Consider the following 24,761-nt stretch of genomic DNA (forward strand, 5'->3'; position numbering starts at 1 on the left):
ATACACGTTTTTGCCCATGCAAAAACACCTCCGATTTCAGTACTTGTGGTAAGTGTACCATCTCGAAGGTGTTTTATAGTGTCTCACTTTACTGTGTTAGTCTAAAAGCGCGAGGGGTTTCATTATTCAATCAAACGTAATGCGTGTGACGGTGTCTTTGTCCAATTTCTTGATCACTTCGATGATCAGTTTCACCGCATTTTCGTAGTCGTCGCGGTGCAGGATGCCTGCGTGTGAATGGATGTAGCGCGTCGCTACACCGATTGACAAGGCCGGCACACCGTTTGCCGTCAAGTGGATCGAGCCGGCATCTGTCCCCCCGCCTGCAATCGTTTCGAACTGGTACGGGATTCCTGACGCTTCCGCGGTATCGACAACCAACTCACGCAAGCCGCGGTGTGACACCATCGAGGCGTCGAACAACAGGATTTGCGGGCCGTCGCCCATTTTGCTGTTGGATTCTTTTGATGTGACGCCTGGCGTGTCTCCTGCGATACCCACATCCACTGCAAACCCGATGTCCGGCTGGATGAATGAAGTCGCCGTTTTCGCGCCGCGCAAGCCGACTTCTTCCTGGACCGTTCCGACGCCATACACGACGTTCGGGTGGTCAACGCCTTTCAAGCCTTTCAAGACATCGATGGCGATGGCGCAGCCAATGCGGTTGTCCCAGGCTTTTGCCATCAACAGCTTGTCGTTGTTCATGACCGTGAACTCGAAGTAAGGAGTGACCATATCGCCTGGCGTGACGCCCCATTCTTTTGCTTCTTCACGCGAAGAGGCACCGATATCGATGAACATGTCCTTGATTTCCACCGGTTTTTTGCGTGCTTCCGGAGACAGGATATGCGGCGGTTTGGATCCGATAACGCCGGTGATTTCTTTGCCGCTGCGCGTCGTGATCGTTACGCGTTGAGCGAGCATGACCTGGTTCCACCAGCCGCCGACCGTTTGGAATTTCAAAAATCCTTTGTCGTCAATCTGGGAAATCATGAAGCCGACTTCATCCAGGTGCCCTGCGACCATAATCTTCGGCCCGCCTGCAAGCCCTTCTTTTTTAGCAATTAAGCTGCCGAGATTATCCGTCTCGATCGTATCGGCAAACGGCTCTATGTATTTCTTCATAACCTCGCGGGATTGGCGTTCGTTGCCGGGAATGCCATTCGCATCTGTAAGTTCTTTCAACATTTGTTGTGTTTCATCTAATTTCGACATTATTTCGACCTCCTAAATAGTCATTGCTTTTTCAGTATATAGGAAAGCGGTTACGTTATCAAAAGATTCATTCAATACCCTTGCTGCTGGCGTTTGTAGTTGGTTTCATTCTTTTCTACATATGCTGTCAGCACGTCCTCGTAGCTGAAGCCGAGCGCTTCTGCCAGAGCGCCAAACGTCCGCCATAAGTTTTCGTATTTTTCCGAGGTCGCTTGTTCTGCAAAGCGGCCGACTTCTTGATGCGCAGAAAGGAACAGTTCCGTCAAGTCTTGTTCATTCGCCGGCGCTGGCCATTTTTCCAGTGAATCAAAGCCTTTCTCAATACCGAGCGACAGGATAAAGTGAATGCAGTCGACGTACTCCTCTAGCAAAATGCTTTTATCTGACGTGCCTTTCGTGCTCCAGAACTTGAAGCACCTCGTTTCGTTCGCAAGCTCCGATAATTCCACTTGAAGCGCCAGCACTTTCTTGCGGAATACGGATTCCTCAACGTTTCTGTTCGTTTGGATATAGCGGTCGAGCTCGCGCTGCATGCGGAATAATTCCTGAAGGTTCATAGATTTTCCTCTTTTCCATAAAAATAGTGAAACTTCCAAGCTTCTGTTACGTATTATACACAAGACTATCTTGATAAGGGGGCAATCCGATGGCATTTTTGATCCGCTTGATCATCATCGCCTTGATCATCTATCTGTTTTACCGTCTCCTGAAATTCATTTTTGACCCAAAGCGCAAGCTTGATGCCGCGCTTGAATCCGGCACTTATTATTTCCATGACGACGTAGGGAACGTCCGCAAGAACTTTTTCATCGCCATGCGCGGCGTCCTGTTTGAAGGCGAGAAATATCTAGGGACCACAAAAGAGGCTTTTGATGTCGTGTCCATTTTCATCTGGACGGAGACACCCGACAAGCTGATCGGCTTCTCTAAAGAGGATTTTCATTTTCTGGAGAAGGAAATCCGCATGAATTATCCGGATGCCGACATTTCCTGGAAAAGCCCAATCGAACAATTGATGAAAAAAGAGGAAGAAGCCTGAGCTTCTTCCTCTTTTTTATTGAGCTGCAACCCAAACAAGGAGGATTGCCTGCATCAAGGCTAAAGCAAAGAATCCGATGCGGAAATTCGTATGCTTCGTTTTATGCCTGAAGAGCATCATTCCTGCGTATGCCCCGATACCGCCGCCGATTGCTGCGGCCAGCCACAGGCGTTTTTCAGGGATGCGCGGTCCACGCGCTTGCGCCTGCCGTTTGTCTGCCCACATCATGACAAAGGCAAAACTCGACATGGCGGCCAAATAAGCTGCCAAAATGATCATTATTTTCCCTCCCGACCCGTTTCAACAAAAAAAGGCCGGCAATTAGCCGGCCTTCCTTCTCTTCAACCAGGCGCTAGGCCCATGGTGAATTAGTTGTTAGATGCTTTTTTCGCTTGGTCAACCAAAGCTGTGAAAGCAGCTGCATCAGATACAGCGATTTCAGCTAGCATTTTGCGGTTGATGTCGATGCCAGCAAGTTTCAATCCGTGCATCAAGCGGCTGTAAGAAATGTCGTTCAAACGAGCTGCTGCGTTGATGCGCGTGATCCACAATTTGCGGAAATCACGTTTTTTGTTGCGACGGTCACGGTAAGCATAGTTACCTGACTTCATGACTTGTTGGTTCGCTACTTTAAATAGTAAGTGTTTAGAACCGTAATAACCTTTAGCTAATTTTAATACTCTTTTACGACGCTTGCGCGTCACTGTTCCGCCTTTTACGCGTGGCATATTGAATTACCTCCTGCTTGAATATGAAAAATTCGATTTTTGTAGTTGTTGGTGTTGTCTAGACTGCAGCGCCCAGATTCTCGGGGTCATAAGTCCAAGCGGCTGTGCGGCAAAAAGCGCCGCTTCGCCTCTTCGCTTTATGCCCGTCGAATCTAACCGGGCGCTTACGCTTTTCTAGTTTTACTTCATGTTGTAGATCAAAGATTTGATGCGTTTCAAGTCGCCTGCAGAAACCAATGAGCCCTTACGGAGCTTACGTTTTTGCTTAGTTGACTTGTTTGCGAACAAGTGGCTTGTGTGGGAACGGTTGCGTTTTACTTTACCAGTTCCAGTTTTCTTGAAGCGTTTAGACGCTCCACTGTGGCTTTTCATTTTCGGCATTTCGGGTTCCTCCTAAACAATTATGCTATTATTCCTTCTCGTTGACCGGGTTCAGCATCAAGAACATGCTGCGGCCTTCCATTTTCGGGCGCTGTTCAACCGTCGCGACTTCCTTGCACTCTTCTGCGAAGCGTTCAAGGACGCGTTGTCCGATTTCTTTGTGCGTGATCGCACGGCCTTTGAAACGGATTGAAGCTTTCACTTTGTCGCCTTTTTCAAGGAACTTGATGGCATTGCGGAGCTTCGTGTTAAAATCGTGGTCATCGATGCCAGGGCTCAAACGAACCTCTTTAACATTGATGATTTTTTGGTTTTTACGAATTTCGCGCTCTTTCTTTTGCTGTTCAAATTTGAACTTGCCGTGGTCCATGATCCGTGCGACCGGCGGCTTAGCTTGAGGAGCCACTAGTACTAGATCCAAGTTGACACGAGCTGCAATCTCGAGCGCCTCGTTGCGTGATTTGATTCCGAGCTGTTCACCATTTTGGTCAATAACCCGTAATTCACGTGCACGAATGCCTTCGTTTACATTGTTGTCTCTGCTAATAATGATCCACCTCCGGGTAGTGTCGCGAATAGCTTAAATGTGTAAACCGGACGATCCGGTTCACAGGCGCAAACAAAAAGCGGGCGAACCCCGAGGAGTCCGCCCGCCATAATATGACACATGCTAACTGCATGTAAAAGTCAATCGTGTCTACCTGCCAACAATCGGTCGATCAGGTGAGAAGCGGGCGCTCCTGCTTGCACATATAAGTATTCAATAACCTAAATAAGAATATCACGCAGCGCTTTTACTGTCAAGCACTTTAGCGAAGTTCGGATTGAACGAGTTTAAGGAAGTCTTCAAATGGCATGCTCTCCGAGTTCTGCTCGCCGTATTTGCGGACATTGACCGAGCCGCTTTCGAGTTCCTTATCGCCGATAACGAGCATATAAGGAACTTTCTGCATCTGTGCTTCGCGGATTTTATAGCCCAGTTTTTCATCGCGCTCATCGATGTCGACGCGCAATTTATGCTGCTGCATTTTTTCCTGAAGCTCTTTTGCGTATTCGCTGTGCACATCAAGCGATACCGGAATGACCTCCACTTGTACCGGCGCGAGCCAAGTTGGGAAGGCGCCTTTGTATTCTTCGATCAGGAATGCGACGAATCGTTCCATGGTCGAGACGACGCCGCGGTGGATGACGACCGGGCGGTGCTGTTTGCCGTCTTCGCCGATGTATGTCAAATCGAATTTCTCCGGCAATAGGAAATCAAGCTGGACAGTCGACAATGTTTCTTCTTTGCCGAGTGCCGTTTTCACTTGAACGTCGAGTTTCGGCCCGTAGAATGCCGCTTCGCCTTCTGCTTCAAAATAATCGAGGCCGAGTTCATCCATCGCTTCTTTCAGCATCGATTGCGCACGGTTCCACATCGCGTCATCGTCATAGTATTTTTCTTTATCCGCCGGGTCGCGGTAAGACACGCGGAACGAATAATCTTTCAGATCAAAGTCCTTGTACACTTCGATGACGAGATTGACGACGCGTTTAAATTCCTCTTTGATCTGGTCCGGGCGCACGAATAGATGCGCATCGTTCAATGTCATGCCGCGCACTCGTTGCAAACCGGACAAGGCACCGGACATCTCGTAGCGGTGCATCAAGCCAAGTTCTGCGATACGAATCGGCAATTGGCGGTAGGAATGAATTCCTTGCTTGTAGATCATCATATGATGCGGGCAGTTCATCGGGCGCAGCACTAGATCTTCATTGTCCATTTGCATGACCGGGAACATGTTCTCCTGGTAATGGTCCCAGTGGCCGCTAGTCTTGTACAGTTCGACACTGCCCATGACCGGTGTATACACGTGGTCATAGCCCATGCGCTCTTCTTTGTCGACAATATAGCGTTCGATGATGCGGCGGATTGTCGCGCCCTTCGGCAGCCACATCGGCAAGCCTTGCCCGACTTTTTGGGAGTTCATGAACAAATTGAGCTCTTTGCCGATTTTACGGTGGTCGCGCTCTTTCGCTTCTTCCAGCATTTCAAGATGGGCTTTCAATTCTTCTTTTTTGAAGAAAGCTGTTCCGTAGATGCGCTGGAGCATTTTGTTATCGCTATCGCCGCGCCAATAGGCACCTGCGACACTCAGTAATTTAAATTCTTTCAATTTCCCAGTCGATGGCACGTGGATGCCGCGGCACAGGTCGAAAAATTCGCCTTGTTCGTAGATCGACACTTGCTCATCTTCAGGAATCGCTTCCAGAAGCTCCAGCTTGTAAGGGTCGCTGATCGCTTCAAAGCGCTGCTGTGCTTCATTTCTCGACACTTCCACGCGGACGATGTCCAAGTTTTCGTTAATGATTTTCTTCATTTCTTTTTCAATGAGCGGTAAATCTTCAGCAGTAATCGCCGACTCTGTGTCGATATCATAATAGAAGCCGTTTTCGATGACCGGCCCAACGCCAAGCTTGGCATCCGGATACAGGCGCTTGACTGCTTGAGCCATCAAATGTGCTGAACTGTGGCGAAGAACTTCCAATGCTTCTTCGGATTCCGGTGTGATGATCGCGATATCGCCGTCCTCTTCAAGTGGCGCTTTCAAGTCAACCAAGTTGCCGGAAAGTTTGCCCGCTACTGCTTTTTTGCGAAGGCCAGGGCTGATCGACTGTGCGATTTCTTCTGTAGATGTTCCTTTGGCGAACTCTTTTACTGCGCCGTCTGGAAATGTTAATTGAATCATGTCTGCCATATGAATCTCTCCTTTAAATTTTGTCGGGTGAATCGCGAACCACAGGGTCTGGTTCAGCTCTTCCATTTCTGTTGGTGTCCAGCTTCAGCTGCCTGCCTCTCGGGTCGTAAGCCAGTTTCCCTGTGCGGCATAAAGCGCCGCTTCGGGAACCCTGCTTACGCCTGTCGGAGGGCCACAGGATGTGGGTCAGCTAACCGTTGCGACAGGACGTCGCGTCCTTAGTTTAGCTTCCGCTTTCGGCAGCTTCCGCTTTTCTTGGTGTCTAGCTTCAGCGCCTAGCTCCTCGGGGTCTTAAGTCACCCTGGCTGCGCGGCATAAAGCGCCGCTTCGAGAACCCGGCTTACGCCTGTCGGAGGGCCACAGGATGTGGGTCAGCTAAGCGTTGCGACAGGACGTCGCGTCCTTAGCTTAGCTTCCGCTTTTGGCAGCTTCAGCTTTTCTTTTTGCCCACACAAAAAGCCCCATCCCAAAAGGGACGAAGCTCTGTTCGTGGTTCCACCCTTCTTCTCTTCCACGCAGTTTTTGCGCGCGGAATGAAGCTCTGCATCGGCTAACGGGCCGGTACCGTCGCCTGCTACTGGTGTTCGCAGGCGCTGCTCGAAGGGGGTAAACAAAAACGCTGTGCCGGGAAGCTTTCAGCCGCGTCTTCCCTCTCTGTGTGCCATGCGTGATCGCTCATGTCCTTGTCATTGCATGTAAATCATTATTGATGATTCTTACTATACGATGAAAAAAATCAAAAGGCAATAGTTTCTGTTACTTGTTGCGGCGGTTTTCGCCTTCAAGTTTGACTGGTACGGTCAATGCCTGGATCCGTTCCATGATACGCGCTGCTTTCAAGTCTTCTTTTTCGCCGCGTTGGGAATAAGTCAAATGATGGGCGAGTTCAGAATAGCTGAAGTTCGAGCTCATGAAAGTCGGCAATTTTTCCGCCATCCGGTAATGAAGGATTGTTCCGAGTACCTCGTCGCGCGTCCAGCTCGACATGGCTTCAGCCCCGATATCATCGAGCATGAGCACATCAGCTTTTTTGACGTATTCGATTTTCTCCTGCAGTGTATGGTCGCCGATCGCTTGTTTCATTTCGCGCATAAATTCCGGCACGAACACGAGAACCGTTTTCACATTGATCTCCGCGAGTTCATTTGCGACTGCGCTCAACAAATAGGATTTTCCAGTTCCGAATTTGCCATATAAATACAAGCCTTTTTCCGGGAGCGAGTCCGGGCCTGTCGCTTTCTCCAGAAACTCATCAACTGCACGAAAAGCAGGAAGCCTGCGGTCGTCCAGCTCGAAGTTTTCAATTCTCGCCGCCATTACTTCTTTCGGCATATACATGCTGTGAATCAATGACGAAGCATGGCGCATATTGTCTTCAGCGGTCTTCAAACGGCATTTTGTGTACGAGATGCCGATATTGCCGCGTTCCAATACGAGATTTGGTTCGAAGCCCTTCAGATGATTGATGCAGCCGCCGAGGTTTGGGCATTTGTTACAGTCATGCGATTGGTCAATATATTCGTATAGCTTGCCCATCCCTTTTTCCACTGTCGGCCCGTCGATTTCCTCTTCGTGTTCTTTCAGGAATTTGAGGACGCCGGGATGTTCCAGCACTTCTTTCTTCATCGCATCGTAGCGCTCGGAAAATGAGGGCGCATTGACCACTCGTTTCATCGTTTCACGAATCGGTTCCATCTAATCACCCTTTCTTTTCTTCAACGCAAGCTTCGCAAGCAATTTCTGCTTTTCCTGTTCGAGCTGTTCACTGGAAGCTCCTTGCACAGGGGTTTCCGCTTCATCTTTCTTGTTGAACCATTCAGGCAGTTTTTCTTCCCGGATCGGCTTGCGCCCGGAAGATGACGCCCTTTTCGGCGCGGCGCCTGATTCGTTTTTCCATTTCATGTACTGTGTATGCTCGATGCGGGCAAATTCCATCGCCTGCTTGGCCGTGGTGACATTTTTTCTCAACCAATGCGATGCGATTTTTTCCACATACGCTTTCGTTAATTTCATGTCCGTGCGCAACAAAACATATTGAAGCAACACGTTGACGACCGCCGGCTCCATGCCGTGCTGCGTCACCAATTGGTTCGCCAATTGCACATCGGCCGGAAGCGGTTCTTTGCCGTCGGCGATATCGCGCAGTACTTGAAGCGGCGATGTCGATTCAAGATATGCGATCAACTCGTCTTCTTTGTTTGCAGGCGCTTGTTGCGTGTCAGGTTGTTGCGTTTTTGGTTCTGCCTTTGTGACCGGCTCGAGTTTCGGCGCGGTCGTTGTGACGGTCATTTTATAATAATCGGAAGCGGCTTTTCGCAGCCCTTCCTCATCTATTCGGTAATCATCTTCGATCGCCAGCAATACGACCTTTTGCATTTCAAGTGGGCCGAAACCATAAAGGAACGAAAGTTTCACGATGAAATTGCGGATGGCGGGCGTCAATACTCGCTTTGGCACGAGCTGTTCGGAAAGTCCTTGGCGCAGCAGCGCAAAGTCAAAGTCCTGCTCCATTCCGTATTCCCCGTCCGTCCGTGATTCGAGCTCTTTTTGGTCTGCCGGATAACCGGCCTTCGCATGCACCGGCTGGAAGATATCCGTGAAAGTCCTCGAGACTTCCTCGTATCCTTCAGCGAGCGGAGTCTGGATGACAAAACGGTCGCGGACGCGGCGGTAAGACGATTCCCCGATCTTGCTGAACAGGAACATCGACAACAGCGGATCAGCAAAAAAGCTTTTCGGATCGAGCGGCGGGCACAGTTCATATATGAAAGAACGGTCTTCCCCGTCTTTCCGGAAAGTTTTCAATAAGCCGATCGCCTCCAGTTGGATGCGGGATTCAAAGATCGCTTTGACCGGTTTTCCGAGCGTGTTCATCAATGTATAATGCGTTGAATCCACAGACCGCATTTCCCCTTCTGCCCAAAGCGTCAAGTAAAGCGAGATGGCGTCCGACCCGACCATCGGCTGATAAAGCAGCGTCAGCAATTGGCGGTCGTAGTTGGAGAAAGGATAAGGCATGCGGATCCGGTACAAGTCGGCGGGCTGGAGTTCTTTGAACATCATCATGTCGTCACCGCCTTATTTGCTGTCCTTGTCGCCTGGATTGCGGTCAAGCAGATCCTTAAGTTCATCGATGAAGACCGTAATGTCTTTGAACTGGCGATAGACAGAAGCGAAGCGCACATAAGCGACTTCGTCGATATCCGCCAAGCGGTTCATGACCAATTCACCGACTTCTTCCGATTTCACTTCAGGATTGCCGCTTCGGCGAAGTTCTTTTTCGATATCGAAAACGACCCCTTCTAGCATATCGAGCGAGACTGGGCGTTTTTCACAAGCGCGAATCAAGCCGCGTAACACTTTTTCCCGGCTGAACTCTTCGCGGGAGCCATCTTTTTTCACGACGATCAGCGGCATCTCTTCCACCTTCTCGAACGTGGTGAAGCGGTAACCGCACGCTTCGCATTCACGGCGCCTGCGGATTGATTTCATTTCATCTATTGGCCGCGAATCTACTACGCGGGTGCCGTTATGCTGGCAAGCTGGACATTTCATGGTAGACATCTCCCCGAAAATTCTCTATCTGGTAGTAACAGTATAACAAAAATATTCCCTAAACATTAGAAAAAGCAGAGGATTTTCTCCTCTGCTTGTGTTTTGCGTTATTAATGGCCAGTTACACTGTCAGTGACACTTTGGTCGCTCCAGCACCGACTGGTCCCATGCCGCGTGGCACTTCAGTTACTTCGCTTTGTTTTGAATCCAAAGCTTGCGCGATGTAATCAGCTGCAATTGTCGGATCGAGATCTCCGCAAGTATACACATCGACACTCGCATACCCGTGTTCCGGGAAGCTGTGGATAGTCAGGTGTGATTCCGAAATGATGACTACGCCGCTGACACCCTGTGGTGCAAATTTATGAAAAGCGACTTCGCGGATTTCCGCACCTGATTTGAGTGCAGCATCGACAAAAGTCTTTTCGATATAATCCATATCGTTCAATTTGTCAAAATCACACTGCCAAAGTTCTGCGATTACGTGACGTCCCATAGTTTCCATGGTTCGTTTCCCCCTTTGATAACATTTTGGTTTTGCGCAAAATATTCAAAGTTGACTACCACGGGGGAAAGTTAGTCCAGAGAGGTCCTAACCCTTTAAGCAGTCATAAGAATAATAATATACGCTCCTAATTCCTTGCTCTACATAATAAATAGAATTGAGAAGTGGCAGCCGTTTTTGGCTACGATTCATAGTATATGATGAATGTTTTCTAAATGCAATAAATAAATGCTCTATCGGAAATTTTTTTCAAAGTATAGACAAAAAAAGAGCCCGCTTTTCAATAAGAAGAAAAGCGGGCTCTTTTTACATTATTTTGAAGCGACAGCCATAGAATTAGCTACTTTTTTCATCAAGTCGACCACGCGTGCGGAGTAGCCCCATTCGTTATCGTACCAAGCGAGCACCTTCACTTTGCGGTCGCCCATGACAATGGTCGTCAAGCCGTCAACGATTGCGGATTTCGGGTTTGTATTGAAGTCAATTGATACAAGCGGCTCCATCGTCAAATCAAGGATGCCTGCAAGCGCCCCTTCGGATGCTTCCGTGAACGCGCGGTTGACGTCTTCGACTGTGACATCCTGTTGGACATCGACGACAAGGTCAACGAGCGAGACATTCGGCGTCGGCACGCGAAGCGCCAGGCCATGCAATTTTCCTTCGAGTTCAGGGAGAACCAGCGACAAGGCTTTGGCAGCTCCTGTTGATGTCGGGATGATCGACTGGGCACAAGCACGCGCACGGCGAAGATCCTTATGCGGGTTATCCAAGTTCTTTTGATCATTGGTATACGCATGGACAGTCGTCATCAAACCGTTTTCAATGCCGAATGCATCATTCAACACTTTTGCGACAGGAGCCAAGCAATTCGTCGTGCAGCTGGCGTTCGAGATGATGTCGTGTTTTTCGACATCCAATTTATCGTCATTGACGCCCATGACGATTGTGATGTCTTCATTTTTGCCAGGCGCCGTCAGGATGACTTTTTTCGCCCCTGCTTCCAAATGAAGCGCAGCTTTATCGCGCGAGTTGAATTTGCCGGTGGCTTCAATGACGATATCGACGCCCATTTCCTCCCATGGAAGTTTCAATGGATCGCGTTCACTGACCAGTCGGATACGCTTTCCGTTTACAACCAACGCATTTTCTTCCGCTTTCACTTCACCGGAGAAGGTGCCGTGGTTTGTGTCATACTTAATCAAGTGGGCAAGTGTTTCTGCCGGATAACTGGCGTTCACCGCCGAAATTGTTACGTCATCCATCAATACCGCTTGTCTGAAAACCATACGGCCAATGCGGCCAAACCCGTTAATTGCAATCGAAACTGTCATGTATTTGTCCCCCAATTAAATAAGTCATACTCAAATTTTTAATTCGATATATAGTATAACACATTATTCACTTTAGAGAACCTGAAAAAGAAAGAAAGCGCATACTTTTTTACGGATGTGTCAGCCACTTGTCCAATACGCGCATTAATTGGCGTTTTGTGTCATCGACAGAACCGTTATTATCGAGCACTTCATCCGCGCCTTGTTCTTTGACACTCATCGGCAATTGCGACGCGATCCGTGCTTTCGCCTCCTGTTCAGCCATTCCGTTGCGCTCCATGAGGCGCTTTAATTGTTCTTGCTCCGATACGCTGACGACCAGGATCTTGTCGACCATGTGTTGGAGTTTACTTTCGAATAACAGCGGAATGTCCATGATAACGGTTTCATATCCTTCAGCCAAAAATGCTTGGCGCTGCCTAAGCATTTCCCGGCGTATTGCCGGGTGGATGATGTCATTCAGTTTTTTTCGGCTCGCCGGATCATTGAAGATGATCGCCCCGACTTTCTCGCGGTCCATCGACCCGTCGGCACGTATCACTTCAGGACCGAATGCTTGCTCGATGCTCTGCAAGGTTTCCGTTCCGGGTTCGACGACTTGCCTGGCGACCAGATCTGCGTCAACGACCGGATATCCCAATTCCTTGAGCATCTGCGAGACGGTGCTTTTGCCGCTCGCGATGCTGCCAGTCAATCCAATGATCATCTGTACTCCTCATTTCTGGCAAGACGGGCAATAGACAGACGCCCGGCTCGCGATTTTCACTGTTTTGGTCTCTGTCCCGCAAACCGTGCACGCTTTCTTGCCGTACATGCCAAAACGGTTCTGCATGCTGCCCGACTCCCCGTTGATGTTGCGGTAATCGGAGATCGTGCTGCCCCCCGCTTCGATGCTCTCGAGCAATATCGCGGCAATGGCTTGAAACAATTCAATTTTCCGCTTGCGGCTGATACGGTTTGCGGCACGCTTTGGATGGATCTTCATGCGGAACAAGGCTTCGGTAGCGTATATATTGCCACATCCTGAGATGACCGTGCCGTCCATGATGACTTCCTTGATTGGCTTGTTGCGGAATTTCGGGCTTTCCGATTGTTGCAAAAACCATTCCAGTGCCCCATCAGCAAACGGCTCCGGCGCCATCAATAAGAGCGGCGGAAAATCCGCTTCCGTATCCAGCACACGCATTTCCCCGAAACGCCGGATATCCGAGAACGCCAACAGGTTGCCATCATCGAGTGTCAGCACCACATGGACGTGGCGCCTGAACTTATCTTCAGGGATCGACAGCAGGCTATCGACGAAAAACCACGCTCCCGACATGCCCAGATGATTGACGAGCAGGAATTCCTGCTCGTTTTTCATGGTCATGTAAATATATTTGCTGCGCCGTTCGACGGCGAGTATTTGGGCACCGGCCAGGCGGTCTTGAAAATCATCTGCTTCGATGCGCTTCAAGATCGCTTCCTTACCCGCTTTCTTTGATTTTCGGATCGTATCGGACACATCGACCGAGACGATGCGCTTGCCGATCGATACGGGGCGTATTTGCCGGACCACCCCTTCTACTTCCGGAAGTTCCGGCATCGCACATTCCTCCTTATTTCGTATCGTACCAAGTGTCGCCTGAAGCGATGTCGACTTTCAATGGCACATTGAGTTTCACAGCCGACTCCATCACTTCCGGAACCAATTCCATGAGTTTTTCGAGTTCTTCAGCAGGTGCTTCAAAGATCAGTTCATCGTGCACTTGCAAGATCATCTTCGACTGCAGCCCTTCGCGTTCAAGCGCGATATCCATTTCAATCATCGCCTGCTTGATGATATCGGCGGCACTTCCTTGAATCGGCGTATTCATCGCAGTGCGTTCCGCAAAACTGCGCAAATTGAAGTTTGAACTGTTGATGTCCGGCAAATAGCGGCGGCGGTTCATCAAGGTCGTGACAAAACCATCCTTTTTTGCCTGTTCAACAATGGACGTCATATAGCCTTGCACTCCCGGGAAGCTGGATAGATACTTTTCAATGAAATCAGCCGCTTCTTTCCTGGTGATGTCTAGGTTTTGGGACAAGCCGTAATCGCTGATGCCGTAAACAATCCCGAAGTTGACTGCTTTGGCGGCGCGGCGCATGTCCGGAGTCACTTCTTCCAGTGTTACGTTAAAGACATCGCTCGCCGTTTTCGTATGGACATCGAGATCCGCTTTAAACGCTTCGATTAAGCTTTCGTCTTTTGACATGTGGGCGAGTACACGCAATTCGATCTGTGAATAGTCTGCTGCGACCATGACCCACCCCGGTTCTGATGGGACGAACGCTTTGCGGATTTTGCGGCCTTCTTCCAGGCGTACAGGGATGTTTTGCAAGTTCGGGTTCGTGGAACTGAGCCTGCCGGTCGTCGTCAAAGCTTGCTGGAAACGGGTATGGACCTTGCCGTCCTGGTGGATTTCTTTCAATAACCCTTCGATATACGTCGACAACAATTTGCCGAGCTGGCGGTACATCAAGATATGATGGATGATCTCATGTTTGCCTTCTAATTTCTCCAGCACATCCGCTGCAGTGGAGTAGCCGGTTTTGGTCTTTTTGATTGCGGGCAAGCCCAATTGCTCGAAAAGAATAAGCCCGAGCTGTTTTGGCGAATTGATATTGAATTCCTGTCCGGCAAGTGAATAGATTTCCTGTTCAATCATGCCGAGCTTGCGCTTCAATTCTACGCCCATGTCAGCCAATTGTTCGCGGTCCACTTTGACCCCGAGCGATTCCATTTGCCCAAGCACTTTTGCGAGCGGCAGCTCCAACTTGTCGTACAAGTCGAATTGTTCATTTTCCTCGAGCTTCTTGACCACTATTGGGCGCACGTTGAAGATCGCTCTCGCTTTTCTCGCCATGTGCTCATTTAAGTCAGCCGCTGCAGGAACTTTTTTCTTCGCCCCTTTGCCGTAAACCTGTTCGTTGGTCGATACATCCGAATAGCCGTATTCACGGACAATATCAGCCAAGTCCGTGTATTTCAGCGACGGATTGACAATATAGGCGCCGAGCATCAAATCGAAGTCGACCCCGTCGATTTTGATCCCTTTTCTGAGGAATGCTGCTGTCGCCGCTTTGGAATCCGACATATACTTCTTGGCGGCTTCATCTTCAAGCCAGGCTTTCAGCGCATCCGACTCCACCACTACTTCCATCGGGATGACATACGTCGCTTTTTCGGATGCCAATGAAACACCAAGCAAATCACAGCTATGGTAATGCTCGTCGTATAATTCCAAATGGACCGCCATGCCATCCTCAAGAAGGCTCGCATCGACAGTTTCAAGGACTTTAAAATGCAAGTCCTCCTTTTCGGTTTCCTCAGCCGTATAATCCAGCTTTTCGAGCAAAGATTTAAAGGCGAGTTCATTCCAGATGCGCACCAGCTCATCTTGGTCCGGACCAGCATAATCGAGTTCATCGATCGACACTTCCACTGGCGCCTGGCGTTCGATTGTCGCCAGTTTTTTGGATAGATAGGCAAGCTCTTCATTTTCCACGAGCTTTTCCTTCATCTTGCCTTTTTGTTCCTCGATCGCCTCATAGACGCCTTCCACCGACCCGTGTTTGGCGAGCAGCTTCAAAGCCGTTTTTTCCCCGACGCCCGGAACGCCCGGAATGTTATCGGAGGAATCGCCCATCAAGCCTTTCATATCGATGATCTGAAGCGGCGTCAGGCCGTATTTTTCCTGGATATGGTCCACTGTATATTTCTCGATATCGGTGATGCCTTTGCGGGTGATGTAGACGACCGTCGAATTCGAGGCGAGCTGCGTCAAATCCTTGTCGCCGGAAACGACAACGACCTGGTCGCCTGCCTGTTCGGCTTGAAGGCTTAGCGTGCCGATGATATCATCCGCCTCGTAATTATCAAGTTCGTATTGTTTGATTTGGTATGCTGAAAGCAGCTTGCGCAAATATGGGAATTGTTCGGACAGTTCCGGCGGTGTTTTTTGCCGGCCGCCTTTGTATTCTTGATAGGCTTCGTTGCGGAAGGTGGTTTTCCCGGCATCGAATGCCACCATCATATGTGTCGGCTTTTCTTCCTCCAATAGCTTTTGCAGCATCGTCGTGAAGCCGTACACCGCATTCGTATGCACTCCGTTGTCGTTCGTCAATAATGGCAGCGCGAAAAATGCGCGGTATGCCAAGCTGTTGCCATCGAGCAATAAAATTTTCTTTGACACAAAATTACCCCTTTCCATAAAAAAAGCCGTCATTCCCTTTATTTTACCACGCAGGCAAATAGAAGAGAAATGACGGCTCATCAGCTATTCAAGATTTCCGGATAACAGTCGTGCATAAGGCGAATCCGACGGCATGATGATGACCGTATCTTCACCGACCGTTTTCGAATACGATTCGAGTGAACGGTATAGCTCATAAAATTCCGGGTCTTTTGAGAACGATTCGTTGTAGATCTGGGCGGCTTCCGCTTCCCCATCCGCCTGGATCAAAGCCGCTTCTTTTTTGGCGGTCGCGATGACTTCCTGTGCTTCGCGGTCGGCTTGCGCTTCGATTTCACGTTTGCGCGCATCGCCTTGCGACAAATAATCCTGTGCAGTCGAATCCCGCTCCGAGATCATGCGCGTAAAGACGGCTTGTTCGTTTTCTGCCGGCAAATCGGTGCGCTTCATGCGGACGTCGACAACTTCGATGCCGTATTGATCGGTGTTGAGCAATTCATTGACTCTTTCCGTCACCGTGTCATTCAAGCTGCCGCGCGAGGAATTTTCATCGTTGATGATTTCATCGTAATTCAATTGGCCGAGCTCGGTGCGCACGACAGAATAAATGAACTCTTCCATGCGCGATTCGGCATTGACGATTGTGCCGGCGTTCGAAATCATGCTCAGCGGGTTGGTCACTCGCCACACGGCATAATTGTCGATCAAAATGCGCTTTTTGTCTCTCGTGTTGATTTCTGCTTCGGTCACATCATATGTCATTTGGTATTTCGGGATTGTCGTGATGCTTTGGATGAACGGGATTTTCATTTTGATGCCTGGGTCTTCCTGGACTTTGACGACTTCGCCGAACTGCCGGACCACGCGGTATTCGTTTTCTTTCACGACGTAGGTATTGGTCAGCACGATCAATAATGCAAAGAAGACGAGGGTCGAAATGAGGATCGGTTTCCAGTATTTCCTGTAATTGATCGGTTCTCTCGGCTCTCTCGGTTTTTTGGGCCGGTTTTTATTGCCAAAAATATCTGTTGTATTGGAATTGCCGAATGGCTGTTTCGGATCCATCAGTTGCCGCCCCCTTCTTCAGTTTGTTCTTCTGTTGCCGGCGGTACCGCAGTCTGCATTTCACCTAGCGGCAAGTACTTCATCGTTCCTTCGTCATCGTTCATGATATACAATTTGGCATTCGGCAGCACCGACTCCAAGGTTTCCATGATCAAGCGCTGCCGGGTCACTTCCGGATTGCCTTCGTATTCGGCATACAATTTATCGAACACCGCAACGTCGCCACGCGCTTGCTCCACACGTTCCACTTTCTGCGCTTCCGCACGGGAATTGATGGCCGATTTCTCACCCAAGGCTTCGTTGCGCTTCTGGTTTTCGTATTTATTCGCTTCGTTGATCTTCGTGTTCATTGTTTCCCGGGCGTCTGTCACGTTCGTGAACGCTGCGCGGACATCTTCGTTCGGCAGCTCCACATCCTGAAGCTTCACGGCCAAGATGGAAATGCCGATATCGTATTCTTCGATAAGAGATGATAACAGGTCGCGTGTCTCCGCTTCAATTTCCGCCTTTCCGGAAGTCAAGGCATCATCGATCAATGAATTTCCGATGATTGACCGGATGGATGCCGATGTGGCATCGTGAAGCATTTCCCGCGGATCTTCTGCATTGAAGAGAAATTTTTTCGGATCGGTAATTTTCCACTGGACGACGAGATCCGTCAGGACGATGTTCTCGTCCCCTGTGATCATTTTGGTTTCCTTGTCGTATGTAGTGATTTCACCTTCCGCGTTTTGATCATAGCCGAATTGAAGGCTATAGGTTTCTTTTGACATCACTTCCGCTTTTTGGATCGGCCAAGGCATCTTAAAGTGAAGGCCGGATTCTGTAACTGGCTCTCCTGCTTCACCGAATGTGATGATGACTGCCTGTTCCGATTCATCAACCGTATACCAGGAAGTAAAGACAGCGACCAATAAAAGTATGCCCGCAATCGATAAGCCGATAATCGACAGCACTCGTTTCGTAGTCATGGTGTTTCCCCCTTTTATCTTTATAACTATGTATACGGAATAATTGTGAAATAGTTTCAGCAAAATAGAAAAAGAGCCCGGGGAGGGGCTCTTTTTCAAGTCATGCGGTTGAAGGGGGTTCTATTAAAGAATAGCACCCGATTGTGAAGCTGGTGTTAAGCCTTTGTAAACTTACCATTGATTATTTTTGTATTTCTTATAATAATTCACTTGGCGCGCAAAAAGATACAGTTTGCGCTTCATATGGGTGTCTTTTTTATAAAACAGCGGATTGCCCCATTTCTTTTCCTTGATCAAGCGCTTGATATCTTTTTGGACGGCTTGGTTTTGGACGAAATTGCGCAATACCACTTTCGGGACCACCGTGAACAAAAAGTCTTCATTCAAATAAGTGATCGGCTTGTCTGTTTTATAGATCAAATCATCAACCAGATACTCTGCCATATTATGGCCAAGCGCCGTCACGTAATAGCTGGAGCGCCCTTGGCGGATGTTGACTTCAAACACCTTGAATTTCTTATCGCGCGAATCGTATTTCAAGTCGAAATTGGCGAATCCGGTATAGCCGACCGCTTCGAGGAAATGCTGGAGCTTTTGCATCATTTCCTTGTCAAAGCGCGTGATGAGCGCCGTGTAATTGCCGATGGCCGTCACGGTGTGCTCTTGCAAGACGACTTGCGCGAACGTCACCAATTGCGTCTGGCCTTTGGCATTCGCGTAAATGACGGAATCCCACATATATGTATCATCGCCTGGAATGAAATCCTGAATGATCAATTCATCGCGGTAGCCGCTTGCCTTGATTTTCTGAATGACTTCAAACAATTCCTTCGGGCTGTCCACTTTATAGACTTTTTCCTGCCCCTCGAACTTATTGCGGCTGTATTCGATGCCATTGCTCGGCTTGACGACGACTGGATACATCATATCGCTATCGTCGAACGGCACATCCTGGCTGCAATCGTAAAAATAAGTGGTCGGCGTATCGATGCCATGCTCTTTGCATAATTCGTAGAAATTCGCCTTCATCTGCAGCTGGTTCATCAATTCTTCGTTCGGGTAATTGAAGACATAATGCTCGCGCAGCACTTTGGCATTTTCGATGATCAAACGCACATACAGATCGTTCGTGCCGACGAGCAGCAACGTCTTGCCGGGAGCTCTATATTTATCCGCCAGGCCGATCAAAATATCAGCGAAATGTTCCGGCTCGGATAGTTTTTTATCAAATTCGATGGTTTCAGTGATGGAGCTCATTTCCGTAAAGGACAACGGCTCTTTGCCGATCAAGATCGGCTTGATGCCATATGCTTCATGAAATGAAATCGCCATATTATAAGCATTCATATCGGTGCCGACAATAATCGGCAAAAATGGGTGTTTGGTTTCCATATGTTCCTCCTAAAGTTCTTCCGCAAGCGGCAAATAGACGGTAAAAGTCGTTCCTACGCCGACTTCGCTTTCCACTTCGACATTGCCATGATGCGCTTCAATGATGTGTTTGACGATTGAAAGCCCGAGCCCCGTGCCACCTGAATTCCGGCTCCGGGCCCGGTCAACCCGGTAAAAACGCTCAAACAAGCGCCCGATTTCGGAGGCTTCGACGCCGATGCCTTGATCTTCCACCTCTACGATGGCCTGCTGCCCTTCAGCATAAAGCTTCAGCGACACTTTGGTGTTTTCCTGTGAATAAGTGCAAGCATTGATCAGTAAATTGACGATTACTTGGATGAGCCGGTTCCCGTCGCCGTTCACAATAACCGGTACCAGATCCAATTCAAGGCTTATGTTCTTTTCTGCCAGTTTCGGGTGCACCGTTTCGACGGCACGTTCAATGACAGCTTTCAGGTCTGTCGGCTCCAACTCGAGATGGAATGCAGAACGCTCCATATTCGACAAGTTCAGCAAATCGTTGATGAGCATTTCCAAGCGATTGCTTTCTGTCTGAATAATTTCCAAAAATGACAATAAAGTATCGGTATCTTGATAGGCCCCGTCCAACAAGGTTTCAGAAAACCCTTTGATCGAGGTAACGGGCGTCCGCAGTTCATGGGAAACATTCGCCACAAAATCCTTGCGCACTTGCTCCAATTTTTTCAGTTCGGTAATGTCGTGGAAAACGATCACTACACCGAGCCACCGCTCGTGTTCACCGATGACCGGCGCACCGTAGACGTCCAGGTTCTTCATTTTGAGCCCTTCGGCAAATTCGATTTGGTCGCGCGCGCGGGTTTCGGTCATGAACACTGTTTCAATAAAAGATTTCAACTCGGGCGCAATGCTGATTTCCCTATACAAACTGCCAAGAACCGCTTCACTGCTCAAACCGGTTTCTTCGAGAAACGCCCGGTTGACCAGGGAAATCGTCCCTTGCCGGTCAATCATGACCAGTGCACTTCCCATATTCTCGATCAAGGTTTTCAGCCGCTCCTGTTCCATCTGGCGGACAGTGGCGACTTCCTGCAAATTGCGGGCAAGCACGTTGATCGTCTTGTTCAGCTCCAAGCTGCCTTGGGCGTCGGATTCATAAGCCCGTGCGCGATAATTGCCCTTCACCAGTTCCACTGCGGTCGCCGTCGCATTTTCCACCGGCTCCACTTGCATACGGATGATGCGGTTTCCGATGACTGCCGATGCCACAAAACCGATGAGAAAAATCAGCCCAAGCGCCAGCCACACGGCGGATTTATTTTCCGCCTCCTCGTACAAAGGCAGAAACTGGAGCACGATCAAATAGAGCCCGACGAGCAGCGTACCGATCCACAGCAATAAGGAGATCAGCAAGCGGCGCCGGAAAGTCATGAACTTTTCGGCTCCTCGAATTTATAGCCTAAACCGCGGATGGTCTTGATATAAGTCGGCTTGCGCGTATTCGTTTCGATCTTCTCACGCAAATGGCTGACGTGGACATCGACAATCCGTGTATCGCCCGCAAAATCGTATTTCCACACGGCGCTCAATAATTGATCGCGTGTCAACACCCTATTTTTGTTTTCCGCCAGGTAGACGAGCAATTCGAATTCTTTCGGGGTGAACTCCAATTGCTTGTCATCCAAAAACACCTCAAACCGATCCGGGAAAATCTGCAATTTCCCAAACACATACGGGGCAGTCCCGTCCTGTTGGATGACAGGGCTGGTTTCTGCCCTGCGCAATACCGCTTTGATGCGGGCAACCACTTCTCGCGGGCTGAACGGCTTGGTCATATAATCATCCGCTCCCAGCTCCAGGCCAAGCACTTTATCGAATTCGTCGCCTTTTGCCGTCAGCATGATGATCGGGGTGTTCACTTTCTGCTGGCGCAGTGATTTGCAGACTTCCACGCCATCCATTGATGGCAGCATTAAGTCGAGCACGATCAAATCCGGCTTTTCGCTCAACGCAAGATCGTATCCCTGTTTTCCGTCATTCGCAATGATCGTTTCATATCCTGCCTGCACCAAATTATACGACAACAGCGTTGCAATCGAATGTTCGTCTTCAATGATCAAAAGTTTCTTCGGCATTTTGCATCCTCCACACTCAATTTGGAACCCCCATCCCAAACCGCTTTAGAAATTCTCCATCGCCTGGGTCGTCAGTTTGTTCGACGTTTTCGGCGGCTGTGCCACGACTTTCCCCTCAATGCAAATGGCGCCTTCTTCATCCGTGCCTTCTACACGGATAGTCGCCAAATTCCGTCTTACATCCACATCCGTCACTTCCAAAAGAAAGTCAATAGTGGCGTAATGGTAGACCGGCTTTTTGAAAACCAGATGCTGTTCGCAAATATATGAGCCTGGTCCTGGCATATACTTGGATACTGCTGATGTGACGATTCCGGTCAACATGATATTCGGCACGACCGGCTTTTCAAAACTGGTCGTTGAAGCGAAGTCATGCTGGATATACAAAGGATTTCCATCGTTTGTTAGCCCAAGATATAAGAGCAAGTCCTTATCTTCAACCTTTTCCGTCAGCTTCAACTTCTCGCCGACTGTAATGTCTTCAATCTTCCTGCCTAATTTGCGCTTTTTTCCGAGCAACACAGGCTTTCCCTCCCCTAGGTGTTTCATATCCTTATAGTATCAATTACAACGGTATAAGTGCAAGTTCGTCCGCCTTCCTGCCGCACTTGAGGGCTTATTGGCCAGCTATTGAAAAAGCCGGACAGGGTTGCCTGTCCGGCTTCATGAATTACGCTAAAATGTCCATTACTGCTTTCACAGAAGCAGCCGATTTGTCGAGCGCTTGTTTTTCTTCTTCATTCAGCTCGATTTCAATGATCTTTTCGATTCCGGATGCTCCGAGGACTGCCGGAATGCCCAGATAGATTCCATCCATACCATATTCACCTTGCAAATAGGCAATCGATGGCAACACGCGTTTTTGGTCAAGTATGATTGCCTCCGCCATTTCCACCAAAGAGGCAGCAGGTGCATAATACGCGGAGCCATTGCCGAGAAGGTTGACGATTTCTGCGCCGCCTTTACGTGTCCGCTCGACGATTTGCTCCAGGCGGTCTTTTGGGATAAGGGTTTCGAGCGGAATTCCGCCTGCAAATGAATAACGGACAAGCGGCACCATATCATCCCCGTGGCCCCCCAGCACAAATCCTGTAATGTCTTTGACGGACAGATTGAGCTCTTCCGCCACAAAGCTGCGGAAACGTGCCGAGTCAAGCACGCCAGACTGGCCGATGACCCGCTCTTTTGGAAAGCCGGACTCTTTAAAAACAGTGTAAGTCATCGCATCGACCGGATTAGTCAGCACCAAGATTGTCGTATTTGGCGAATGGGCGACGATTTCCTTCGTGACGGATTTCATGACATTCTGGTTGGTCTGCACTAAATCATCGCGGCTCATTCCCGGTTTTCTGGCCACGCCTGCCGTGATGATGACGAGGTCGGAATCTTTCGTATCCCCGTAATCCGAAGTCCCCGTAATATGTGCATCGAAATTCAAAACAGGTGCTGCTTCCGCCATATCCAGCGCTTTTCCTTTGGCCGGATCTTCCATTGCGGGAATATCAACGATGACGACATCCCCCAACTCTTTTTGCGCCAGCAGGAATGCCGTCGTGGCGCCTGTGAATCCTGAACCGATCACCGAAATCTTCTTGCGTTTAAATGTCATGAAAAACTCCCCTTTCCGTCGGATGATACAACAAAGAGGAGGCCGAAGCCTCCTCTTTCATTTTACATGTTTTTGATTAGTTCATCAGCGAATGCAGATGTTTTCACTTCTGTTGCGCCGTCCATTAGACGAGCGAAATCATAAGTGACAACTTTAGACGCGATGGTTTTTTCCATAGAATCAGAGATCAATTTCGCAGCTTCTGACCAGCCAAGGTGCTCAAGCATCAAGACGCCTGAAAGGATGACAGAAGATGGGTTTACTTTATCAAGGCCAGCGTATTTCGGAGCAGTACCGTGAGTCGCTTCGAAGATTGCGTGTCCTGTATCGTAGTTGATGTTCGCACCAGGTGCGATCCCGATTCCGCCGACTTGTGCTGCAAGTGCATCAGAGATGTAATCGCCGTTCAAGTTCATTGTTGCAACAACGTCGAACTCGCTTGGGCGTGTAAGGATCTGCTGTAGGAAGATATCAGCGATGGAATCTTTAACAAGGATTTTGCCTGAAGCCAAAGCATCTTCTTGTGCTTTGTTCGCAGCATCTGTTCCTTTTTCGTCTTTGATTGCATCGTATTCGTTCCAAGTGAAGACTTTGTCGCCGAACTCTTGCTCAGCTACTTCATAGCCCCAGTTTTTGAAAGCACCTTCAGTGAACTTCATGATGTTCCCTTTGTGGACAAGTGTTACGGAGTCGCGACCTTCAGTCAACGCGTAGTTGATTGCAGCGCGTACCAAACGTTTTGTTCCTTCTTCAGAAATCGGTTTGATGCCGATACCTGATGATTCAGGGAAGCGGATGTTCTTAACGCCCATTTCGTCAGTAAGGAATGAGATCAATTTTTTCACTTCGTCGCTGCCGTTAGCGTATTCGATGCCAGCGTAGATATCTTCAGTGTTTTCACGGAAGATGACCATGTCTGTATCTTCAGGACGTTTCACGGGTGAAGGCACGCCTTCGAAATAACGTACAGGGCGCAAGCAAGTATAAAGGTCAAGCTCTTGGCGTAGTGCCACGTTCAATGAACGGATACCGCCGCCGATTGGCGTAGTAAGTGGCCCTTTGATTGCGATCAAGTATTCGCGGATAACATCAAGTGTTTCAGCTGGAAGCCACTCGCCCGTTTCGTCGAAAGCTTTTTGGCCAGCCAAGACTTCTTTCCAAACGATTGATTTTTCGCCGTTATAAGCTTTGTTTACCGATTCTTCCAATACGCGTGAAGCTGCGTGCCAGATATCCGGTCCAGTTCCATCACCGATGATGTATGGAATGACTGCATTGTTAGGGACGTTCAAAACGCCATTTTCTACTGAGATTTTTTCGCCGTTCGTCATGTGTAAGTTCCTCCTGAGTTCAAAGTCATAGGGCTGCACATTGTGTCAGCCCCATCAAATTTTATTGTATTGCCTGAATTAACGCTCTTCAACCGGCACGTAGGTCTGCATGCCCGGCCCGATGTATTCCGCACGCGGGCGGATCAGGCGGTTGTTCGAATACTGCTCAAGGATGTGCGCGAGCCAGCCCGACGCACGGGAGACCGCGAAGATCGGCGTGAACAAATCATGCTCGATGTTCAGGGAGTGGTAGACCGATGCCGAATAGAAATCGACGTTAGGCGGAAGCGGTTTTGCGCTCGTCACCAATTCCTCGATCTTGACGGACATGTCGTACCATTTTGATTCGCCGCGAAGTTCGGTGAGCTTTTGCGACATTTCGCGCAAATGCTTCGCCCGCGGGTCGCCTTGTTGGTAGACACGGTGGCCGAAGCCCATGATTTTCTCTTTGTTCGCGAGTTTTTGCTTGATGACCGGCTCGACATTGTCGACGGACCCGATTTCTGTCAGCATCTTCATGACTTGCTCGTTGGCGCCGCCGTGAAGCGGGCCTTTCAACGCGCCGATCGC

25 protein-coding genes are annotated in these 24,761 nt (G+C 49.2%); 1 reads left to right on the top strand and 24 read right to left on the bottom strand.

Features of this window, described 5'->3' with window-relative positions; translation table 11 throughout:
- Window positions 1–126: 126 nt before the first annotated feature.
- Entirely contained in the window at window positions 127–1,215 is a 1,089-nt protein-coding gene (locus AB9R92_RS02110) for a M42 family metallopeptidase (RefSeq protein ID WP_370667886.1), read from the bottom strand.
- 71 nt (window positions 1,216–1,286) lie between these two features.
- Window positions 1,287–1,772 carry a dUTP diphosphatase gene (locus AB9R92_RS02115; RefSeq protein WP_370667887.1) on the bottom strand — a complete coding sequence of 162 codons (486 nt, stop codon included), beginning with the start codon at window positions 1,770–1,772 and terminating at the stop codon, window positions 1,287–1,289.
- A gap of 89 nt (window positions 1,773–1,861) precedes the next feature.
- Here AB9R92_RS02115 and AB9R92_RS02120 point away from each other — a divergent pair, with 89 nt between their 5' ends.
- A complete protein-coding gene (locus AB9R92_RS02120; protein WP_058381061.1) occupies window positions 1,862–2,254 on the top strand; it encodes a hypothetical protein in 393 nt (130 codons plus the stop codon).
- A gap of 15 nt (window positions 2,255–2,269) precedes the next feature.
- On the opposite strand, the gene AB9R92_RS02125 is transcribed toward AB9R92_RS02120, so the two are convergent.
- From AB9R92_RS02125 to AB9R92_RS02230, 22 genes are all read right to left on the bottom strand, one after another.
- Complete coding sequence (locus AB9R92_RS02125; protein WP_370667888.1) at window positions 2,270–2,533, bottom strand: DUF1294 domain-containing protein; 264 nt, start codon at window positions 2,531–2,533, stop codon at window positions 2,270–2,272.
- Between the two features lie 89 nt (window positions 2,534–2,622).
- A complete protein-coding gene (gene rplT / locus AB9R92_RS02130; protein WP_058381063.1) occupies window positions 2,623–2,982 on the bottom strand; it encodes a 50S ribosomal protein L20 in 360 nt (119 codons plus the stop codon).
- A 180-nt stretch (window positions 2,983–3,162) separates the two neighbouring features.
- Window positions 3,163–3,363, bottom strand: coding sequence for a 50S ribosomal protein L35 (gene rpmI / locus AB9R92_RS02135; RefSeq protein WP_058381064.1), 201 nt, complete (start codon window positions 3,361–3,363; stop codon window positions 3,163–3,165).
- 28 nt (window positions 3,364–3,391) lie between these two features.
- Window positions 3,392–3,910, bottom strand: coding sequence for a translation initiation factor IF-3 (gene infC, locus AB9R92_RS02140; protein ID WP_083509123.1), 519 nt, complete (start codon window positions 3,908–3,910; stop codon window positions 3,392–3,394).
- Between the two features lie 262 nt (window positions 3,911–4,172).
- A complete protein-coding gene (thrS, locus tag AB9R92_RS02145) occupies window positions 4,173–6,101 on the bottom strand; it encodes a threonine--tRNA ligase (RefSeq protein ID WP_370667889.1) in 1,929 nt (642 codons plus the stop codon).
- 756 nt (window positions 6,102–6,857) lie between these two features.
- Window positions 6,858–7,796, bottom strand: a complete 939-nt coding sequence (dnaI, locus tag AB9R92_RS02150) for a primosomal protein DnaI (protein ID WP_370667890.1) — start codon at window positions 7,794–7,796, stop codon at window positions 6,858–6,860.
- Window positions 7,797–9,167, bottom strand: a complete 1,371-nt coding sequence (locus AB9R92_RS02155; RefSeq protein WP_370667891.1) for a replication initiation and membrane attachment family protein — start codon at window positions 9,165–9,167, stop codon at window positions 7,797–7,799.
- A gap of 12 nt (window positions 9,168–9,179) precedes the next feature.
- Window positions 9,180–9,656 carry a transcriptional regulator NrdR gene (gene nrdR, locus AB9R92_RS02160; RefSeq protein WP_101190108.1) on the bottom strand — a complete coding sequence of 159 codons (477 nt, stop codon included), beginning with the start codon at window positions 9,654–9,656 and terminating at the stop codon, window positions 9,180–9,182.
- Between the two features lie 121 nt (window positions 9,657–9,777).
- Window positions 9,778–10,161 carry an adenosylmethionine decarboxylase gene (gene speD / locus AB9R92_RS02165; RefSeq protein ID WP_068868886.1) on the bottom strand — a complete coding sequence of 128 codons (384 nt, stop codon included), beginning with the start codon at window positions 10,159–10,161 and terminating at the stop codon, window positions 9,778–9,780.
- A 311-nt stretch (window positions 10,162–10,472) separates the two neighbouring features.
- On the bottom strand, window positions 10,473–11,492 hold the full coding sequence (locus tag AB9R92_RS02170; protein WP_370667892.1) for a glyceraldehyde-3-phosphate dehydrogenase: 1,020 nt from the start codon (window positions 11,490–11,492) through the stop codon (window positions 10,473–10,475).
- A gap of 109 nt (window positions 11,493–11,601) precedes the next feature.
- Window positions 11,602–12,198: a dephospho-CoA kinase gene (coaE, locus tag AB9R92_RS02175; RefSeq protein ID WP_370667893.1), complete on the bottom strand. Its 597-nt coding sequence runs from the start codon at window positions 12,196–12,198 to the stop codon at window positions 11,602–11,604.
- Between the two features lie 9 nt (window positions 12,199–12,207).
- On the bottom strand, window positions 12,208–13,077 hold the full coding sequence (gene mutM, locus AB9R92_RS02180) for a bifunctional DNA-formamidopyrimidine glycosylase/DNA-(apurinic or apyrimidinic site) lyase (protein ID WP_370667894.1): 870 nt from the start codon (window positions 13,075–13,077) through the stop codon (window positions 12,208–12,210).
- A 13-nt stretch (window positions 13,078–13,090) separates the two neighbouring features.
- Window positions 13,091–15,727 (bottom strand): DNA polymerase I, encoded by a 2,637-nt coding sequence (gene polA, locus AB9R92_RS02185; protein WP_370667895.1) that lies wholly within the window; start codon window positions 15,725–15,727, stop codon window positions 13,091–13,093.
- 66 nt (window positions 15,728–15,793) lie between these two features.
- Window positions 15,794–16,774, bottom strand: a complete 981-nt coding sequence (gene hflC, locus AB9R92_RS02190) for a protease modulator HflC (RefSeq protein ID WP_370667896.1) — start codon at window positions 16,772–16,774, stop codon at window positions 15,794–15,796.
- Window positions 16,774–17,745: an FtsH protease activity modulator HflK gene (hflK, locus tag AB9R92_RS02195; RefSeq protein WP_370667897.1), complete on the bottom strand. Its 972-nt coding sequence runs from the start codon at window positions 17,743–17,745 to the stop codon at window positions 16,774–16,776. The genes hflC and hflK overlap by 1 nt, the downstream gene beginning before the upstream one ends.
- 171 nt (window positions 17,746–17,916) lie before the next feature.
- Window positions 17,917–19,137, bottom strand: coding sequence for a carboxylate--amine ligase (locus AB9R92_RS02200; protein ID WP_370667898.1), 1,221 nt, complete (start codon window positions 19,135–19,137; stop codon window positions 17,917–17,919).
- Between the two features lie 9 nt (window positions 19,138–19,146).
- Window positions 19,147–20,547 carry a two-component system histidine kinase PnpS gene (gene pnpS, locus AB9R92_RS02205; RefSeq protein WP_370667899.1) on the bottom strand — a complete coding sequence of 467 codons (1,401 nt, stop codon included), beginning with the start codon at window positions 20,545–20,547 and terminating at the stop codon, window positions 19,147–19,149.
- The gene (locus AB9R92_RS02210) at window positions 20,544–21,251 is read right to left on the bottom strand and encodes a response regulator transcription factor (RefSeq protein ID WP_370667900.1); all 708 of its coding nucleotides are present in this window, start codon (window positions 21,249–21,251) and stop codon (window positions 20,544–20,546) included. The genes pnpS and AB9R92_RS02210 overlap by 4 nt, the downstream gene beginning before the upstream one ends.
- A gap of 45 nt (window positions 21,252–21,296) precedes the next feature.
- Entirely contained in the window at window positions 21,297–21,773 is a 477-nt protein-coding gene (locus AB9R92_RS02215; RefSeq protein ID WP_370667901.1) for a MaoC/PaaZ C-terminal domain-containing protein, read from the bottom strand.
- Between the two features lie 148 nt (window positions 21,774–21,921).
- On the bottom strand, window positions 21,922–22,860 hold the full coding sequence (mdh, locus tag AB9R92_RS02220; RefSeq protein ID WP_370667902.1) for a malate dehydrogenase: 939 nt from the start codon (window positions 22,858–22,860) through the stop codon (window positions 21,922–21,924).
- Window positions 22,861–22,922: 62 nt separating this feature from the next.
- On the bottom strand, window positions 22,923–24,191 hold the full coding sequence (icd, locus tag AB9R92_RS02225) for an NADP-dependent isocitrate dehydrogenase (protein WP_370667903.1): 1,269 nt from the start codon (window positions 24,189–24,191) through the stop codon (window positions 22,923–22,925).
- Between the two features lie 78 nt (window positions 24,192–24,269).
- The coding region (locus AB9R92_RS02230; RefSeq protein ID WP_370667904.1) for a citrate/2-methylcitrate synthase at window positions 24,270–24,761 on the bottom strand (492 nt) is incomplete at its 5' end.

Source organism: Planococcus sp. SSTMD024 (assembly GCF_041320495.1).
Taxonomy (GTDB): Bacteria; Bacillota; Bacilli; order Bacillales_A; family Planococcaceae; genus Planococcus.